Origin of the sequence: Siminovitchia terrae (assembly GCF_003605405.2) — a bacterium.
Lineage (GTDB): Bacteria > Bacillota > Bacilli > Bacillales > Bacillaceae_C > Siminovitchia > Siminovitchia terrae.
This window is the reverse complement of record NZ_QYTW02000014.1, coordinates 1-18,182: the sequence shown is the minus strand read 5'-3', so window position 1 is coordinate 18,182 and position 18,182 is coordinate 1. Positions and strand designations below refer to the sequence as shown.

Sequence of the window (18,182 nt, the reverse complement as noted above, 5' to 3'; positions counted from 1 at the left end):
AGGGACATCCCTGCTGCTTGCAGAGAAAGAAGTGACTTTCTCTGCAAGCTTTTTTATTTTGGTCGCTTATACAGATAAAGATCGCATAATATCAAATGCGCCTTGGCGTATTTGCGCCCAGATTTTATCGAGCTCCGCTCGATAAATTTCCTCTGAAAATCTGTGGCATCCGCCGGAGGCTTTAACTTTATTCAGCCGGGGTTTGAACCCCCACTGAATGGAATACCAATATGCATTCATCTCACCACTTACTAAAGTGGGAGACTACTGCTGAATGAAGTTAAATATTCACGATAACCTGCGGAATGATCCTCTTTTATATGCTTGTTTACCTCTTACTCAGTGGAAGAAAAATGAAAAGTGAGAGAAAATCATTTTACATACGTTGTATAAGGTGTAGAAGCTTTTACAAAAACGTAAGGAGAAAATGAGATGAAGTCAAATGAAAAGAATTTCATCCAACGATTGCAACATCAAAAAGAGGATGCATTAGAGTTTATAGTCGATAAATACTTACCATTGATAAAAGGGGTCACTTTTAACATTCTCTCTCCACTCAACAACGATGGCATCATAGAAGAATGCATCAATGATATTATTCTTTCTATATGGAATCATTCGAGGAAGTTCCATGGAGATGCGTCGGATTTCAAAAAATGGATTTGTGCCATTGCTAAATTTAAATCCATTGATTATTACAGGAAGGCACGCAAAAAAGAAGAGTTTGTCTCCAATTATATGGATCTTAATGCTGAAAAGTCAGCTGAAGAGGAATGCGTTGCAGCAGAAAATAAAAAGGAATTGATTAAGTTAATCAACCAGCTAGAATCTGTGGACCGAGATATTTTCATCATGAAGTTTTTTCTCGGTTTCAAAACAGAGGAAATTTCCAAAAAGCTCGGCATAACAAGAGCAGCAGTTGATAACCGAATTTATCGTGGGAAAAAGAAACTTCATACAAAAGCGGCCAATTTAAACCTGGGAGGTAGAACCGTATGAAGGATATTTATGAATTATTGAATGAAGTCGATTTAGATGAAAATGAATTTAAGGAAATGGAAGTCAGCGAATGGGAAAAGGCGCAAATCAAAAAGACAGTAAAGCGATCCATTAAAAAGAAAAAAGCGAAGAGGTGGAAAAGAAATGTCGTGACTGCCGCCATCGTTACTGGTTTATCAGTGGCGACTTTTGGATTGACGTTTCCAACCCATGCCAGTAACGTTCCAATAATAGGTGATATATTCAGGTTTTTGGATAATGGCAGAACAGGCCTTTATGAAAATTATAAGGAGTACTCCACCGAGATGAACCTGTCGCAAGAAAGCAACGGTATTAAAGTAACCATCAATGATGCCGTATATGATGGAAAAACAGTTTCATTAACCTTTTCACTGGAAAGTGACCGCGACTTGGGCGATGATCCCTACCTCGAGGGCAACCTTGATATATTAGAAACATCCGGCGGCACAGGAATGTATCACATTTCAAAAGTAGGTGACTCTCAATATGTGGGTCTAATTACTGGGAGTACATTTGATGGAGAGGAAAAAGACCATGTCAAGGTAAAGTGGGAAATAGATAGCATCCTGCTCCCCACTGATAAAAATATAAAAGGCAGGTGGGACTTTGCCCTTGCATTAGATGCTCCTGCAAAAGATACACATATTATTGACCAAAGTGTTGAACAAAAAGGAGTAAAAGTAAGCGTAGGAAAAGTTTCAGTGACACCGATGTCCCTTACCGTTTATTATGAACAGATGGTCTCTGAGGAAATAAAAAAGAAATGGCACGCGGTAGACGTGGATATTACCATAAAAGATGATTTAGGCAATGATTATTCTGGAGAAGGTAACGGAGGCTCAAGTGACAGTGACAACTATCACATAAACTGGAGCAAAACGTTCGAAAAAATCGATCCAAATGCAACGAAACTAATCATTACACCTCATGTAGAAATGTATGAATATACTCCCGAGAATTTTGGCGGGGCAAAAGTAACAACGGAAGAAACGACGGAGGTCCGGATTCCTTCAAAGTATGGTAAAGGTAACGAAGAATTTGTATTGGATGATATCATTGTTCAATTGAAATAACCCCATAAAAAGGCTGTTACAGAAGCGTGGCTCCCGTAACAGCCTTTTTAGTATTACTGATCGAAAGGAGCTTTCTATCAAACTTTTTTCTGATAGACTTTTTCTCCACCCATATACGTTTCTTCTACGGTCATGCTGCTAATATCAGCTTTGTCCACCTGCAAAATATCACTTTCCAGGACGATGAAGTCGGCATGAAACCCCAGAGCAAGTCGGCCAACGAACGGAATTCGGGCAACTTCCTGTGCCGCTTTCGTATAAAGTTCAACTGCTGTCTCAATTGAAATGGCCTGTTCCTGTCCGATATCCGACCCATCATATGCCTTCCTGTTCACGGCTGCTCCCAGCCCAACAAATGGATTCACTGGATCATCCCATGCTGTCGCTGGTGCATCTGATGAAAATGCCACTTGAATCCCCTTTTCCAGAATGTTTTTGACCGGATAGGTATTTCTGGAACGCTCTTCCCCTAGATTATTGAGGTAACTTTCTATTTCAGCAAATAAAAAGATAGGTTGAGTAACAAAGGCAATTCCCGATTCGGCTGCACGCTGAATTGCCCTTACTGTCGGTAGCGAGGCATGTTCAATCCGGACAGAAGGAGCTCCCTCCAACCAGTCCGCTCTCTTATAAAAAGTATCGACGACTTGATCAATGGCCTGTTCACCCATCGCATGAACTGCTAGTTGAATACCGTATTTTTTCGCCGCTTCTCCTGCTTCGAGCAGTTCCTCTCTGCTGGTTGTGGAAATGCCAGCGTTTTCGTCGTCCCCGATAAACGCCGGATGAACCCAAGCCGTCTGCCCAGAGATGCTCCCGTCCGCAAAGAGTTTAATACCAGCAATATAAACAGACTGCTCTCTATCAAAAAGAGCTGGATCATTTAAATCAAGCTGTTGAAACTCATCCCAATTGTAATAGAGAGCCACTCTTTGCTTCATCCCTTTTTCTACAGCAGCTTTGTATATTTCAAAATAATCGATGGGCCTATGATCCGCCATCATCTCAGTAATGCCCGTTATTCCCTTCGCTAGAAATGTGTCGCTGTATTCCGCCAAAGCTCCCGCTTTTTCTTCAAGACTTTTCACTGGCATCTTATTCTTCACAAGATCTCCTGCACTCTCACGAAGCACTCCGGTCGGTTCCCCGTACTCATCCCGATCAATTTTTCCACCCGGAGGATCTGGCGTATGCTTAGTTATTCCCGCAATTTCCAAAGCCTTGCTGTTCACTGAAAGTATGTGAGTACATGTTCGAGTCAAGACAATCGGAGCATTTTTGGCAGCCTGATCCAAATCATGCCTGTTTGGAGTCCTTCCCTCTTCCAATTTTCCCTCATCATACCCCCATCCTTCTATCCAAGAATCAGGGCTATGTTCCTCCCTTAGCTTCTTCAACGCCTGAACCATTTCTTCAATTGAGGTCACACCCGGCGGCGTGCATGCAAGCTGCTTCGATGTTTCAGCAAGCATTAAAGGATGTAGGTGAGCATCGATAAATGTCGGGAGCACTCGACGCCCTTGCAAATCAATTTTTTCTCCCACTACAGAAGGCATGTCCTCCTCTTTTCCAATCCAGGAGATTTTTCCATTACAAATAATCATGGCATTCGCTTCCCTGTTTTCCCTATCTGCTGTGAAAATTTTACCGTTCGTAAAAATGCGGTTAAAACTCATAGTTACCCACCTCCATGAATGCACAAAGATTCTATGTTCATCTATTATAACAAAAAGAGATGGCTTCAAATGCGGGCAATCCAAAGCTTTGACCCATGCTTTGAAGACCCCAAGCCCCCATTGATCTGTCTTCCCAGTTCATTGAAAACGTCAGTATAACCTACAAATCAAAGATTGCAATTCTTTCAAAATCCACTACAATATAGATTAGAAATTGAATCGGCGTACCAGGGGGAGCTTTTGGCTGAGAGTGGATTCGTTCCGGACCCTTTGAACCTGTTAGATAATGCTAGCGCAGGGATGGTATATAGACGGCAATGGTATTTTCATTGCTCTGTTCCCCTATGGTTACGATCGGTTATCACATCATAGGGGGTTTTTTTATGGTAAGAAGAAAGATGTCATTACGTGCATTGATAGAGGTGGCGATTTTTGCGGCATTTGCAATGATGCTGGATATGATCCCATCGATTCAAGTTACTCCAGCAATCAAGTTTTCAGTTGCCATGGTACCTATTTTTATCGTTTCACTTCGCTGGGGAATAAAGGCCGGGTTTGCTTCTGGTTTTTTGTGGGGATTACTGCAAATTGTGACAGGGGATGCTGCTGGGCAAATATTGACCCCTCTTCAAGGGTTGATTGAGTATTTTATTGCATTTAGCTTTATTGGTGCGGCAGGATTGCTTGCGCCTGCCGTGAAAAATGCTTTGCAATCTGAAAGAAAAATCATGCTGACTTTGTTATTATTTGCCGCTATATTTATTGGCGGTTTTGCAAGATATATTTGGCACTTCATAGCCGGAATTATTTTCTGGGGACAGTATGCACCTCCGGGGCAATCCGCTTTTCTATACTCATTCATTGCAAACGGTACTTCCTGGTTTGCCTCTTCACTCGCTTGCTTTATTGTGATCGCATTGCTTGTCACAACAGCCCCTCGCTTGCTGCAAGTTAAATAAGGAAATAATGTAGGAGCTTTTCATCCCCCTTAGAGACATTAATCGTAAAAAGTCTTTCAAGGGGGCTCAAAGTTCCAAGTTGATCTTAAACAAAAGAAAGAACTCCCATCAACAACAAGCTTTAACGAGCCCAGGCATTAAAAAACTCTTAGCACTAGCTGGAGTTTTCATTTGAGGTGCAGAGTTTAATTAAAGTCGGACTTGTAAGCCGGCTTCTTCTAGAAATGATTATCTGATGTATTTTGAAAGTAACAGGGAGTGATTAAATGAGTCATTACTTAAAGGACGAGATCTCGTACTTCGACAATGTTAATTCTATAATTAAGCTAAACAAAGGCTTCTCCCATGATGAGAAGTATGTAATTAATGACCACTATCTTTTAAGAGTTTTTCCTAATGAAGAATTAAATAAAAGAAAAGAAGAATTTGAAACTATCAACAAGTTGGGGAAATATTCTAATCTTATACCTAAAGGTTTAGATTTTGGTTTTTTAGAAAAGAACGATAGGGCTTATATGCTCCTCACGTATCTTCCTGGAATCGATGCAGAAGTTGCCTTAAGGGATTTAACCAAGAAAGAACAGTACTCAGCAGGTTTTTTAGCAGGAAAAGAGCTGAAGAAATTACATAAATTATCAGCACCCTTAGATCATCCATCATGGTTTTCATTAAAAAAGAAAAAAAGTGATAAATACTTGATGGAATTAAAAGCAATGAATCTTGATAAAAAGCTAAAGGAATTGCTTGAATCTTATATAAAACACCATGAAAATTTAATGAAAGATAGACCAAATAAGTTTCAACATGATGATTTTCATCCGTCAAATATTTTAATAAATAATAGAAACTTTTCTGGCATTATTGATTTTCAAAGAATGGACTGGGGTGATCCAATTCACGATTTACAAAAGCTAGGTTTCTTTTCAAAGCGTGTAAGCATTGATTTTACAAGAGGTATTATTGATGGTTATCATGAAAATCAAAAATTGGATGATTCTTTTTGGGAGTTATATGCATTATACAGCGCCATTCATATTGTTTCAGCTCTTGTGTGGGCCATGAAAAAGGGTCAAAAACAATATGAGCTTCTCCTAGAATATTCTCTCGATGTAGTCAGAGATCATCATCAATTTAGGTGTATTGTGCCTAATTGGTACAAACAAAAACAGTAAAACAATCACCTAAATAATATTAGATAACATCCTTCAATGATAGAATGACCACGGAAATACCAGAATTTTGTATCTACTAAAAAGAATCCATTGTTGACCACGTTTTTTGTGTCAAAATGGATTCTTTTTCATCAATTTTAACTATAAGATTGCTATCAGTACGTTGCCGAAATGATAAAAAGTTATCTATATTATTTTTTCTTCAACATCATGAGCATTGTGATTGTAATGATTGTAAAAGCGGTAAGCGCCAGGAAAGGAATCGTGATAAAACCGAACCAATTGATATATTGACCAGAGCACGGAACTCCGCTTGTACATGTAGCGAATTCATTTAGTGAAGGAATTTTTTGCAATGCGTAATGATAGCTGGAAACGATCATACCAATTACTGACATTGGCAACACATACAGATAAATTTTCTTATCATTCCGGTAGAAAGCTATTCCTAGAAAAATAACAAGTGGGTACATTAAAATACGTTGATACCAGCAAAGTGTACAAGGTATAAAACCCATCTGCTCGCTAAAAAACAAACTGCCACCCATCGCTATGATGGATGTAATCCATGCGAGTAAAAGATTTTTATTTACCACTTGCAACCGCCTCTTCCACCATTGTGAATAAATCATCCATGCTTTTACCATCAAATTGCTTTCCATTGATATAGATGACAGGAGTAGATGAAATGCCTAAGTTATTTGCGATGCCCAGATCTTTCTTTAAGGCTGCTTCTCCTTTTCCTTTATTGTAAGCAAGCATGACTTTTTCTGTTTCCTCCGGACTTGCAACTTCCGTTAATACTTCTTCTAAAAATTCATCAGTAAAAGTATTCAATTCTCCGGATTCAGTCGTTTGCTTCTCGAACAACAAATGATGAAAATCCCAAAACTTTTCATTACCTAGCTCTTGAAAAACCGTTTCAGCAAATTGTGCAGACGTTGTTGAATCAGCACTAATAAATGAATAGTTCATAAAGTAGAACTTTGCTTTCCCTGTTTCAACTAATTGTTCATCAATCATTGGAAAAATACTATCATTAAACTCTTTACAATGAGGACATTTATAGTCGCCAAATTCAACAATTTCAACAGGCGCTGTCTCTTCCCCTATAAACGGCTGACCCTCATAATCAATGTTGCCGGCCGTCTCTTCTTTTTGAACATCTTTTAATACAATAATCCCTATAATACAAATCGCCAATATACCAATGAACCAAAATATTTTCTTTGACATGTCCACACTCCTAATTTTAAACTACGATACGTAGTGTGTTGGGTAAAAAAATTTACGCAAGTGCGTAAATAAAAAGTCCGCAAATGAGACTGAAAATGAGCAACGAAATTAATGCTATTTTAAACGGAAGCTGCAGTTGCACTTCCTTTAATGGATTCAGGATATATTCAATTCGATGATTTAACGATGTATTTGCGAATGAGACATAAGTAAAAGGCATCTTTTCCTGCTTGCCTACTTTTAACATTTTCAACAGAGCATTGCCTAGGTTCACAGATGTCTCTTGTTGTTTAATGGCAAAATCATCTGCCAATATTTCCTGAATGACACTGTATTTATGATGAAACCACTTCTGAATGGGGATATACCACATAATCGATGAGCTGAGTGAAAGCAAAAAGACTTTTAACGGATCACGATTTTCTTTATGATACATTTCATGAGAAATAACTGCTCGCAACTCATCATGATTTAAGAGATTGATTAAACCTGTTGTAACGATGATTTTAGGACTCACAAATCCCATCGTAAACGCCATGGGAGTGGGATGTGAAAGAACAGACAGTTCTTCTTTTCCAATTCCAAATGCCTGACTCATTTCGATTGTGAGTTTTTCCCCTTTGTATTGCTGAAATCGTTTTTTCATTCTGGTCGTTTGAATCAATTGCAAGCCGATTTTCCATAGTAAAAATAGCAGCGTATAAATGACCAGTCCATCAAGTACATACTCAAGAAATGACAGTCCAAACGCTTTTAGCCAACTGTGGCATACGGCAACAAGGTTAAACTTCACATTCCATCCTGCTAACATTGAGATTACGTATAACCCCATTTGAAACAAAATTGTTCCTGAAATGGCAAAGGATACGACAAGCATGAGAGATGATTGACGTTTAGACATTTGTTACATACCTTTTTTCAATTCTTTAATTTTGTTCTCAAGTTTAGCGACAAGATCATCGTCAGCTTCTTCAAGTGCATCCAGCATATGACTTACGACAACATTTCCAAATTCATCCATCAGTTCATTTGTCATTTCTTTTGACTGAGCATTTAAAAACTCCATTCTTGATTGAACGGGCCTATAAACATACGACCTTCCTTCTGTCCTCTTTTGAAGAACTCCCTTTTCAACTAATCGATTCATAACAGTCATCACTGTGTTGAAATTCATCGGTTTTTCCCGTTCCAGAGATTGCTGAACATCTTTAATTGTCATTTCATCATGACACCATAAGATGTCCATAATTTTTGCCTCGAGAGGACCAAAAAAACGGTTCAATCCACTTTCGTTTATTTTAAACTTCCAGATTTTCAAGATTGCCCCTCCCCACATTACTCATTGTAGTGTTATGCGGAAAGCCCGTCAATATAAATCAATTTACAAATTTATGTTAATCATGTATTAAAAACCATTCGATTATGTGGTTTATTTCACATTTATTCCAAACCAATTCGATATACCCTTTCAGCAGTACCATCATCATATACAGGTAGCCGCGATACCGTGGCGACGAAAGTGCTAATTTCCCCAAGACATTACTGCTCTTGACATCTTTGCCTTTAAGAGACGAAAGAGTATCGCTCCACCCTCCAAACGCAGTTGCTCCGGCAACTGAGCACGTTTCGTGCGGCGAGGAAAAGAACCTATATCCGGGCTAGCTAGGAATTTGATCATGAACAAGAGCATACAGGACCGCTGCAAAGAAAGCCCTGATAGCTCAAACAAATGATTCGAATATGAACTGAAATACTTGATCTGCATCTCTACATCGTGCTGCCCGTTCCTCTGTTTCTTCTGCATCCAATTCTCCTATCACTTAATCCTGCTTCGGAATCCATTGACTCAGCTGCTGCTCGATGCGGTCGAGCGCCTCCTTTTCTTCCGATGATATGCTGTTGTATGATAGTCGGCGGTAAGCTAACCGGCCCTGTTTATACCTACGTTCGACATATTGGACTACATCATCGCATGCCTCCTCAAGCGAGATCATCGTTGTCCCGTCAATAAACCGGGCAAAGACCAGTACATCCTCTCCGTCAAGCGAAATAGTGAGAAAAGGAACATAAACCTCTTCAAAGCCTGGAGATAAGTCTTCTTCAGATACAGTATAGATACTCGAAGAAAGATCAGTTACTGGCTCAACTTCCTGTTCCTTTTTGTTTCGTTTTCTCCAAAACATTCACATCACCCGTCTCCTCATTTGTACAAAATTATAAATAGAAATGATTTCTATCAATTGATTTTACCTTTAATTTTTTTCTTATGGAATTATTAAAGTATCCTAATTTTGTTGAAAAGCTATGCCAAGGCATTTTAGCTGTTTTTAATATAATTAAGATTCGAACTCTGAAATATATGAGTTTTTTTGGTCAAGAGGACGTCCTGTCCGTCGGCAGGCTCAAATCGCGACGTCCTGTCGCTTTGCTTGCACTAGTACTTCCTGTACGTCGGAGCCGATGTTGACTTATCGTAGGGCATGAAGTCTGCTAGTCGATAGGCGCTTGAGCTGGACGTAGAATAATCTGAATCAAATGCGCCTTGGCGTATTTGCGCCCAGATTTTATCGAGCTTAAGCTCGATAAATTTCTTCTGAAAATCTGTGGCATCCCGGAGGCTTTACTTCATTCAGCGGGGGTTTGAACCCCCACTGAATGGAATACCAATAGGCATTCATCTCACCACTTACAGAAGTGGGAGACTTCTGCTGAATGAAGTTAACAAGTTACCCACAGGCATGGAATTTTATAGTTCCTAAACAACCCAAAAGTCACGCCCCTTTACATAAGGCGTGACTTTGCTTTACGAGATCTTCTTACCATTATCATCGTTCCGTCAGGCGCGGAGTGCCCTTTAATTCCAAAATCGTCGGCGCCCCGATTCCGAACATCGCCATCCGAAGTTCCATTTCCCGGATTTTCATTACTTCAAGGACATCTTCCGGGCTCTGGGTCGCTTCTTTCAGAATGGACCGCCCGAATCCAACCAGGTCAGCACCCAACGCAATGGTCTTGGCCCCGTCCAGCCCCGTCTGCATCCCGCCGCTGGCAATCAGCGGACAGTTCCCAATCTCTCCGCGGACTAATCTGATCGATTCCGCCGTCGGAATCCCCCATTCGCTGAAGCTTTCTGCGGCAACCCGCCGGATTGGATCTTTAGCGCGGAACTTTTCCACCTGACTCCAGGAAGTTCCTCCCGCTCCGGCGACGTCGATAAACGCAACGCCGGCCTCACTTAACTTTCTGGCTATCTGACCATCAATTCCCCATCCAACTTCCTTGACCCCGACCGGAACCTCCAGCGTGCTGCACAGTTGTTCAATCTTCTTTAATAACCCTTTAAAATTCGTATCTCCCTTTTCCTGAATCACTTCCTGGATGCTGTTCAAATGAAGGACGAGCATATCCGCCTCGGTTATCCCGATAATTTTCCTGCATTCCTCGACACCGTATCCGTAATTTAATTGAACAGCGCCTAAGTTTGCAATGATCGGGACACTCGGTGCGTACTTCCTCATCAGGAAAGAGGAGGAATGTCCATCGCTGTCGAGCAGCGCCCGGGTGGATCCGAGCGCAAGCGCCCAGCCCCTTTCTTCAGCCGCTGTTGCCAGGTTCCGATTAATCGTCTCGGCGAGGGCCGTCCCGCCCGTCATGGAACTGATGAGAAACGGCGTTTTGCAATCAAAACTGAGAAATTTAGTTTCAATGGAGATTTCGTCAAAATCGATTTCGGGGAGCGCATTGTGGATGAACGTAAACGACTCCAATCCTGTTGAAATCGACTCCCCGGTAACCTTTTCGTTCAACGTAATTTGAATATGTTCAGATTTTCTTTGCTCGATTGAGTTGGCCAACGCCAACACCTGCCTTTACCATCAAGATTCTATCAAATGCGCCTTGGCGTATTTGCGCCCAGATTTTATCGAGCTCCGCTCGATAAATTTCCTCTGAAAATCTGTGGCATCCGCCGGAGGCTTTAACTTTATTCAGCCGGGGTTTTAACCCCCGCTGAATGGAATACCAATATGCATTCATCTCAGCACTTATAGAAGTGGGAGACTTCTGCTGAATGAAGTTAAAGATTTCGCCACCATTCCATGTTGAAGCCGGCAAATTGTAAATAGAAAAGCGGCCTTTCTACACCAGCAAACATGGAACTAATCGATTTGAACTTCTTCCACCGTTTGTTCTACTTCTGCACGTGTCATTTTTTCGCGTCCCTCTTTCATCGCTTTTAACGTTTTGTGAGCTAGAGCAAGCGGCAGACGGCAGAATAATAGAATGCTTTTCTTTTTGAGAGACTTCATATATTCATCTGCTTTTGCCAGGTTTTCATCTGCATATACGAATAGATCGGCACGAGTCCACCCATCGGGTACAAAGCTTACACCACGTTCAACCAAATCTTCCTTCTCGTTACGCAAAATGTTTACTAACTGAAGTCCCCGCCCATAACCGATGGCAAGTTCCCGATCTGTTTTTTCTTCGCCATAGTGCTCCCAAAGGTCCGAAAGCATGACTCCAACCAGTCCTGCAACATAATACGTATAGTCATCCAGATCTTCACGTGTGCGGATTTTCCAATTTGCTTTTGCCCATTTTGCCATACCATATGCCATTTCACAAGCAGCGTCCGTGATTATCGGCAGGGCATCATTTGGACAAGCTTGCAGCCACTCTTCTAAACGAAGTGTAACTTCGGGCATTCGAACTTTTGTCTGTCCTAGTATTCTTAAATATTCTTCGTTATCAAATGGTTGTTTAAATAATTCGCTTACTTGCATTAAGAACGTGTATTTTACATCACTGTCCAATTCTTCATGATCCTCAATTTCATCAATTGCTCGAAATACTAAATAAGCAGCTGCAACCGAATACTTTAACTCCTTTTGTAAAAAAGTAATCGGAATGTAAAATGTACGACTCGTCTCTTTTAGCATACGCATTGCATCTTTAGGAAACGCATTCATCCTTTTTCCGTTCCTCCCTATTTAAATCTGACTAACATCATCGTAACTCAATTTTTAAAAAAACACACGAAAACATACAAAAGCAACGGAGCATTAGATAAGTTAAGATTTCTTACATTCACCATTCACTAATCTGACGTATAACTGCATTATTTCATATCCATGCCTCACTCATACAAGGATAAAAGGATATAATAAACCCTCTCTGTCAGAGGAGTTCACTAACCATTTCTCACCAAAAACAGACTATCCCATCATCAACGAGATAGCCTGTAAACGTTGACATATCAATATTTTTACAAAATAATAGTTCGTATCTTTGAAAAAGGTCTTTCTGAAATCGTATCAGAAAGACCTTGTTTTGGAAAAGTTATTGACTTATCAAATGCGCCTTGGCGTATTTGCGCCCAGATTTTATCGAGCTTAAGCTCGATAAATTTCCTCTGAAAATCTGTGGCATCCGCCGGAGGCTTTAACTTTATTCAGCCGGGGTTTAAAACCCCCACTGAATGGAATACCAATATGCATTTATCTAACCACTTACAGAAGTGGGAGACTTCTGCTGAATGAAGTTAAACTTCTGGATCAAACAATCACCAAAGGACGCTTCATTAGCCAGCCATATCCATGTCCATATTTTTAGTGGATTTTCTTAACATGACAACAGCCACAATAGAAATGAGACAAGCAACAATAAGATAAATGCTGATAGGCGCGGTACTATTAAAGGTATTTAATAAATACACACATAGCAACGGAGATACTCCTTGAACAGCAGCTGAAATTTGATACCCCAGCGAGGTTCCGCTATACCGAAGCTCGGCAGGGAAACACTCTGCAATTAATGTGGCTAAAGGACCATACACTGTTCCGGCACCGACAATAGAAAAGCACATTGCCAGAACAACCAATACTGTTACTTTTGTATCAAAAAGCCAGAAGAATGGGAAGGCAACCAATATTGTCAATAGGCTCCCGACATAAAATACGATTTGTCTATTAAACTTGTCCGATAAATGTGCTGCGTAAAGGATCACAATGATCTCGACTATCGCTACTAACAAAATTGTATTCGTGAGAAACTGTTTATCCATTTGCAGTTGTTCTGTCCCATAGCTTATCGAAAAAGTAGTAAAAACATAGAATGGAACTCCTTGCGCTAAACTAGCTAAAACGACAAAAAATATTGTTTTGGGATATTTTTTAAATACCTCTACAACTGGTTTTTTTGCTAGACGATTTTCTTTCTTCATTTTTGTAAATTGAGGAGAATCCGCAACTCCACGTCGAATAATAAAGCCAATTATAACAAGCACGATACTAATGAGAAAGGGAATCCTCCATCCCCAAGTATAAAAATGATCTCCGGTCAAAAAGATAGTGAGAGAAATAACGCCTGAAGATAAGAGTAAGGCAATAGGAGAGGCTATTTGCGTCATGCTTCCCATTAAACCTCTGCTCTTCTTGGCACTCCATTCAACAGAGAGTACAACTGATCCTCCCCATTCACCCCCGGCGCCAAAGCCTTGGCAAAAACGGAAGAATACTAACAGAATCGTGACAATAATACCCGCATTTTCGTATGTGGGCAATAATCCTATAAGCGTACTGCTGATTCCCATTAACAGAAGAGTCGTTACTAAAGTGGCTTTACGTCCAATGCGATCCCCAAAATTACCAAAAAAGGCGGCTCCAAGCGGACGGGCAAGGAATCCTATAAATAGTGCTGTGAATGATTGTAATAACCCAATGTATGGATCTGACCCCGGAAAAAACAGTTTTGGAAAGACCAAAGCGGACATCGTTCCATAAATAAAGAAATCATACCATTCAATGGTCGTTCCAACGACGCTGGCAAGCCCAGCTTTTCTCGCCTGCTTGCTGCGCTGTTCTTCAGTTAAATTGCCGTGATTTATTTCATTTGACATTTTTTCTCACCATCTCTTTGATTAAATTCTCCTACATACCGATTACTGATAGGTCCCTGCTTTAACTATCAAATGCGCCTTGGCGTATTTGCGCCCAGATTTTATCGAGCTCCGCTCGATAAATTTCCTCTGAAAATCTGTGGCATCCGTCGGAGGCTTTGACTTTATTCAGCCGGGGTTTGAACCCCCAATGAATGGAATAACAATATGCATTCATCTCACCACTTACAGAAGTGGGAGACTTCTGCTGAATGAAGTTAAAAGTTAGATTTTCTCCAAATCCCATACTACATCTACGGGATAGACCTACTTGAAAGATCACCCAATCTTTCCGCTGTGTCACTCCTCAATCACTTTGCCGCTATAGCCACACCACTTAAGCAGAAATGCAGCGTATGTTTTGGTCACCCTTTTGACACTCTCAAGGTCAACCCACTCATTTGGAGCATGAAGGGCTCCACCTGTCGGACCATAACAAGTGGCAGGAATTCCATAGTACAGGTTATAAAACCTTGCATCTGTCGTTGCTGTGAATGAAAAGAATTCCAGGGGCTTCTCTTCAGTGACCATATGTGCATCGTTTAAAACATCAAATAACTCTTGATTCGGATCAATTGAAAACCCTTCCGCATGAAAGCCGTAAAATGAAATTTCCGGCGGATTTTCACTTAGCCATTCATCCTTTTGTGCAGCGGCTAATAAGTATGCCTTGAGATCATCCTTAAGATCTTGAGGCTTAACTCCCGGCGGAAATCCAACTCTGGCTTCAACAATACATTCGGACGGAACAGTTGACGGCCAATCCCCTGAATGAATTTTCCCGATATTGATGTTATACGGATGAGGGTGATCAGTGAAGTCCTTATGTTTTTCTTGGCTGTTCAATGCTTTTTCAAAGTCCAAAAGGGCATTGATCATTTTATAACTTTCAATAATTGAGTTTACAGCTTTGTCAGCCCTTTCAGTATGCGCGCCCAAACCTTTGACTTTAACTCTGACCCATATTACACCGACCTGAGCGATGAGCCCTTTTTGTCCAAGCGGTTCGGGAATTAAGGCAACATCTGCTTTAAACCCTTCTTCTATCGCTGCAAGTGCTCCATTCCCCGTGCATTCTTCCTCTGTTACTGTTTTAATCATGACATCTGAAGACAGTTTGATTCCCGCATCGCGCACCGCTTTCAGTGCAAAGATCATAGCAGCTACACCCGATTTCATATCGGCTGCTCCACGGCCATACATTTTATTGCCGACAATTTCAGCCCCCCATGGATCATGCTTCCAAAATGAAACAGGTTCCGGGCTTACAACGTCTATATGTCCCTGAAAGATCACACTTTTGCCTTTTTTCTTGCCCTCAGAACGATATTCACCGATGACAACTGGCCTTTCGTCATACGACCAATCGCTTTCTGAATAACCAGGATGCGAGGATAGCTTCTCGGGATCAGGAATTACTTTTGATACAGCCAATCCCATTTCTTTTTCCAAAAAGTCAGCAATAAAGTGTTGGACTGGTGCTTCGTTCCCAAGAGTTGATGGGAATTGGCAAATCTTTTGTAAAAAGTCGACTTCTTCCTCCCACGATGCATCTATCTGTTTGAATACACTTTCCAAAGTTAAATCGTTTTCTGTTTTCATAACGCTTCACTTCCCCATACCTTTTTAACCTGCCTTTAAGATTGGCAAATCGTAATACCGTTCGAGATAACAGTTCATCTCATATTGCCGGCAGATTCCTTATATCTAACCTTCCCCAATTCATCTAAAAAACGTAAATAACCCTTATATATTTCTTTTGTTGGGACAGAATTGGCTACGAATCCAGAGCCAAGCATGGAAGGTAGAAATCTTGCTTCTGCTTCATTTGTGCAGCTTACAATCTCAATGGTCTCTCCATCTTCATTTCCAGTACACCCATCCCCTAGAACACCGTCGCATTTCTCACCACTGCGTTGGTATCAAGAGAGGAACCGATTACAATAGGAGGGCGCATCGGGACGTAGTCCATACCTTTTCCTACATCACCACTACGGACGTCAAGATGACCGTCCCTCATCCGATCTTCCTCACCTAGTGCCAACCTTACCTAGACCTCCATTTAGAAGTATTCCATCATCAGAACTAATATCTAGCCGCTCTTTATTGACTATGTATGAATCTTCTTTCTTTTATGTCTGGCCTGATGGAGCGATCTGCCAGTCTTTCGATTTTCCATACGCACCTCCCGACAATTTAGTATTGCAAGATGTGTGCCAAATTAAAACTTATACATAACAGCTAATATATGTGTGTTTAACGTCTATTTCCCAAATATTAATTGAAAATCTTGCAATAAAAAGGTACAATTCCAAAAAAAACAACTCACCCGATTCGTTATCAATTCGCTATTTTTGTCGAATATATGTCTTTTGAATAATATCGAATCGAAATAGACTCGATTATAGGAATGGAGGAGAGAGATTTGGAGAAGTTGTTTGAACTAAGCCATCAAAACCCGGCATTATTTGTTGATATCTTGGAATCTATTAATGATGCAATCTTTATTTCGGATCATGAAGGAACAACGCTTTGGTTGAATTCCGCGAGTGAAGCGATGTTCGGTATCCCTAAAAATAAAATTACTGGTAAAAATGTAAGAGATTTGGAAAAAGAAGGCCTATTCAAGCCATCCGTATTGCGCATGGCGCTTGAAGAAGGTAAAAATGTTAGCACTGTACAAACAGTGGGCAAAGGGAGGAAATATATTGCAACAGGGCATTTAGTTATAAATAAAGAAGGAAAAGTAATTGCTGCCGTCGCACATTTGCGCGATATTACAGACGCAGTAAAAAACACATCAAAACTTCAGGAAATTGAAGAGTTATTGGAAAAGTATAGTGCCCAAATAAGAAAGTTGACAAACATGCAACAAAATAGAATTGGTGTGGAAAATGTCAATTTGGGCGGGAAAAGCAATAGCCGAATTATTGCTAAAAAAATTGTAGAAAAAATCGCCGCTGTAGATACAACAGCCTTAATCGTGGGTGAGACAGGTACAGGCAAAAGCCTGACAGCCGAAAAGATTCATTTGTTAAGTAAAAGAAGAAACGGACCTTTCGTACAGATTAATTGTGCTTCCTTACCCGACTCCTTGTTGGAGTCTGAATTATTCGGGTATGAAAAAGGATCATTCACCGGGGCAACTTCAAAAGGAAAAACGGGATTGATTAAAGCCGCTGAATCTGGAACTTTGTTTTTGGATGAAATAGGAGAAATGCCGTTGCACTTGCAAACAAAAATTTTACATTTTATCCAATCGAAAACATATATGCCGATTGGCGCAAGAGAGCCGAGACACGCGGATGTACGAATTATTGCAGCGACTAACAGGGATTTGGAACAAATGGTTGCAGAAAGCAAGTTCCGGTCGGATTTGTTTTATCGAATGAATATACTAACAGTGAATATCCCGTCTTTACGGGAAAGCCGCGATGATATTGAGGATTTGGCCATTTATTTTTTAAATATGTTTAATGAGAAATACAATAAAAACAAACGCTTTTCAAATGGCGTTTTAAAAAATTTCATTCATTATTCCTGGCCGGGAAATGTACGTGAGCTGGAAAATTTAATAGAACGCCTGGTGATTTTATCAGAGGATGAGTTTATTGAAGAAAAAGACCTGCCCCAGAAAATGATGGAGCAACACATGATTTCAAAATCACCTTATATATCAAATAACGCGACAATGACGGAGATACTAGAAGAAATAGAGAAAAAGATGATTATCGATGCCCTTGAAACAGAAAACTCGACAAGAAAAGCCGCTAACTTTTTGGGCGTTACGCAGTCATTACTCATGAGAAGAGTAAGAAAGTATAATATCAAGCTTGTGGTCGAAGAGAGTAAAACCTTTGTAAAACAGCATTACGAGGAATAAGGATAGAATATAGGGGAATACCCCTTTACATGAGGTGTTCCCGTCATTAAGTTGCCAGTTATACTTTTCATTAGATACCAAGGTTAATTCGGAGAAAAACTGTACAATAAACAAAGTGACATGGGGAGTCATGACGAACCGAAGAATAGATGCTAAAAGCGGGCTTACATATTTGATGGGTTTGTCAAATAAAGTGTGTAAGTACACTTTACTCAAGGTATTTTAA

At 40.4% G+C, this 18,182-nt stretch carries 18 protein-coding genes and 1 riboswitch; of the genes, 5 read left to right on the top strand and 13 right to left on the bottom strand.

The genetic code is table 11. The features are described from left to right. Positions 1-66 precede the first annotated feature (66 nt). Positions 67-240 (bottom strand): hypothetical protein, encoded by a 174-nt coding sequence (locus D5F11_RS26515; protein ID WP_185830698.1) that lies wholly within the window; start codon positions 238-240, stop codon positions 67-69. A 192-nt stretch (positions 241-432) separates the two neighbouring features. On the opposite strand from D5F11_RS26515, the gene D5F11_RS14030 reads away from it, so the two are divergent. Then, positions 433-999, top strand: a complete 567-nt coding sequence (locus D5F11_RS14030) for a sigma-70 family RNA polymerase sigma factor (RefSeq protein WP_120118814.1) — start codon at positions 433-435, stop codon at positions 997-999. After that, on the top strand, positions 996-2,093 hold the full coding sequence (locus D5F11_RS14025; protein WP_120118813.1) for a DUF4179 domain-containing protein: 1,098 nt from the start codon (positions 996-998) through the stop codon (positions 2,091-2,093). The genes D5F11_RS14030 and D5F11_RS14025 overlap by 4 nt, the downstream gene beginning before the upstream one ends. 77 nt (positions 2,094-2,170) lie before the next feature. On the opposite strand, the gene D5F11_RS14020 is transcribed toward D5F11_RS14025, so the two are convergent. After that, entirely contained in the window at positions 2,171-3,769 is a 1,599-nt protein-coding gene (locus D5F11_RS14020) for an amidohydrolase (RefSeq protein WP_120118812.1), read from the bottom strand. Positions 3,770-3,989: 220 nt separating this feature from the next. Beyond that, positions 3,990-4,087, top strand: a riboswitch (TPP riboswitch). Positions 4,088-4,152: 65 nt separating this feature from the next. Between D5F11_RS14020 and thiT the strand changes: the two genes are divergently transcribed. Together thiT and D5F11_RS14010 are read left to right on the top strand one after the other, a co-directional pair. After that, complete coding sequence (gene thiT / locus D5F11_RS14015; RefSeq protein WP_120118811.1) at positions 4,153-4,728, top strand: energy-coupled thiamine transporter ThiT; 576 nt, start codon at positions 4,153-4,155, stop codon at positions 4,726-4,728. 266 nt (positions 4,729-4,994) lie between these two features. Beyond that, positions 4,995-5,900 (top strand): aminoglycoside phosphotransferase family protein, encoded by a 906-nt coding sequence (locus tag D5F11_RS14010; protein WP_120118810.1) that lies wholly within the window; start codon positions 4,995-4,997, stop codon positions 5,898-5,900. A gap of 191 nt (positions 5,901-6,091) precedes the next feature. Here the strand turns inward: D5F11_RS14010 and D5F11_RS14005 are convergent, their stop codons facing one another. From D5F11_RS14005 to D5F11_RS13960, 11 genes are all read right to left on the bottom strand, one after another. Beyond that, positions 6,092-6,532, bottom strand: a complete 441-nt coding sequence (locus tag D5F11_RS14005) for a disulfide oxidoreductase (RefSeq protein ID WP_120118840.1) — start codon at positions 6,530-6,532, stop codon at positions 6,092-6,094. Next, positions 6,486-7,136, bottom strand: coding sequence for a DsbA family protein (locus D5F11_RS14000; protein WP_120118809.1), 651 nt, complete (start codon positions 7,134-7,136; stop codon positions 6,486-6,488). Before D5F11_RS14000 ends, D5F11_RS14005 begins: the two co-directional genes overlap by 47 nt. A gap of 52 nt (positions 7,137-7,188) precedes the next feature. Continuing rightward, positions 7,189-8,037, bottom strand: coding sequence for a M56 family metallopeptidase (locus D5F11_RS13995; RefSeq protein WP_120118808.1), 849 nt, complete (start codon positions 8,035-8,037; stop codon positions 7,189-7,191). Between the two features lie 3 nt (positions 8,038-8,040). Then, complete coding sequence (locus tag D5F11_RS13990) at positions 8,041-8,454, bottom strand: BlaI/MecI/CopY family transcriptional regulator (protein ID WP_120118807.1); 414 nt, start codon at positions 8,452-8,454, stop codon at positions 8,041-8,043. Between the two features lie 502 nt (positions 8,455-8,956). After that, the gene (locus tag D5F11_RS13985; RefSeq protein WP_120118805.1) at positions 8,957-9,319 is read right to left on the bottom strand and encodes a hypothetical protein; all 363 of its coding nucleotides are present in this window, start codon (positions 9,317-9,319) and stop codon (positions 8,957-8,959) included. Between the two features lie 642 nt (positions 9,320-9,961). Then, on the bottom strand, positions 9,962-10,990 hold the full coding sequence (fni, locus tag D5F11_RS13980; protein ID WP_120118804.1) for a type 2 isopentenyl-diphosphate Delta-isomerase: 1,029 nt from the start codon (positions 10,988-10,990) through the stop codon (positions 9,962-9,964). Then, positions 10,959-11,171 (bottom strand): hypothetical protein, encoded by a 213-nt coding sequence (locus D5F11_RS13975; RefSeq protein ID WP_126646595.1) that lies wholly within the window; start codon positions 11,169-11,171, stop codon positions 10,959-10,961. The genes fni and D5F11_RS13975 overlap by 32 nt, the downstream gene beginning before the upstream one ends. 122 nt (positions 11,172-11,293) lie before the next feature. Continuing rightward, positions 11,294-12,106, bottom strand: a complete 813-nt coding sequence (locus D5F11_RS13970; RefSeq protein WP_120118802.1) for a squalene/phytoene synthase family protein — start codon at positions 12,104-12,106, stop codon at positions 11,294-11,296. 611 nt (positions 12,107-12,717) lie between these two features. Beyond that, positions 12,718-14,034 carry an MFS transporter gene (locus tag D5F11_RS13965; protein WP_120118801.1) on the bottom strand — a complete coding sequence of 439 codons (1,317 nt, stop codon included), beginning with the start codon at positions 14,032-14,034 and terminating at the stop codon, positions 12,718-12,720. A 61-nt stretch (positions 14,035-14,095) separates the two neighbouring features. Next, positions 14,096-14,377, bottom strand: coding sequence for a hypothetical protein (locus D5F11_RS25710; protein WP_120118800.1), 282 nt, complete (start codon positions 14,375-14,377; stop codon positions 14,096-14,098). Further along, entirely contained in the window at positions 14,374-15,675 is a 1,302-nt protein-coding gene (locus D5F11_RS13960; protein ID WP_120118799.1) for an ArgE/DapE family deacylase, read from the bottom strand. Before D5F11_RS13960 ends, D5F11_RS25710 begins: the two co-directional genes overlap by 4 nt. Positions 15,676-16,498: 823 nt before the next feature. Between D5F11_RS13960 and D5F11_RS13955 the strand changes: the two genes are divergently transcribed. Continuing rightward, positions 16,499-17,956: a sigma-54 interaction domain-containing protein gene (locus D5F11_RS13955; RefSeq protein WP_120118798.1), complete on the top strand. Its 1,458-nt coding sequence runs from the start codon at positions 16,499-16,501 to the stop codon at positions 17,954-17,956. The last annotated feature ends 226 nt before the right edge of the window (positions 17,957-18,182 follow it).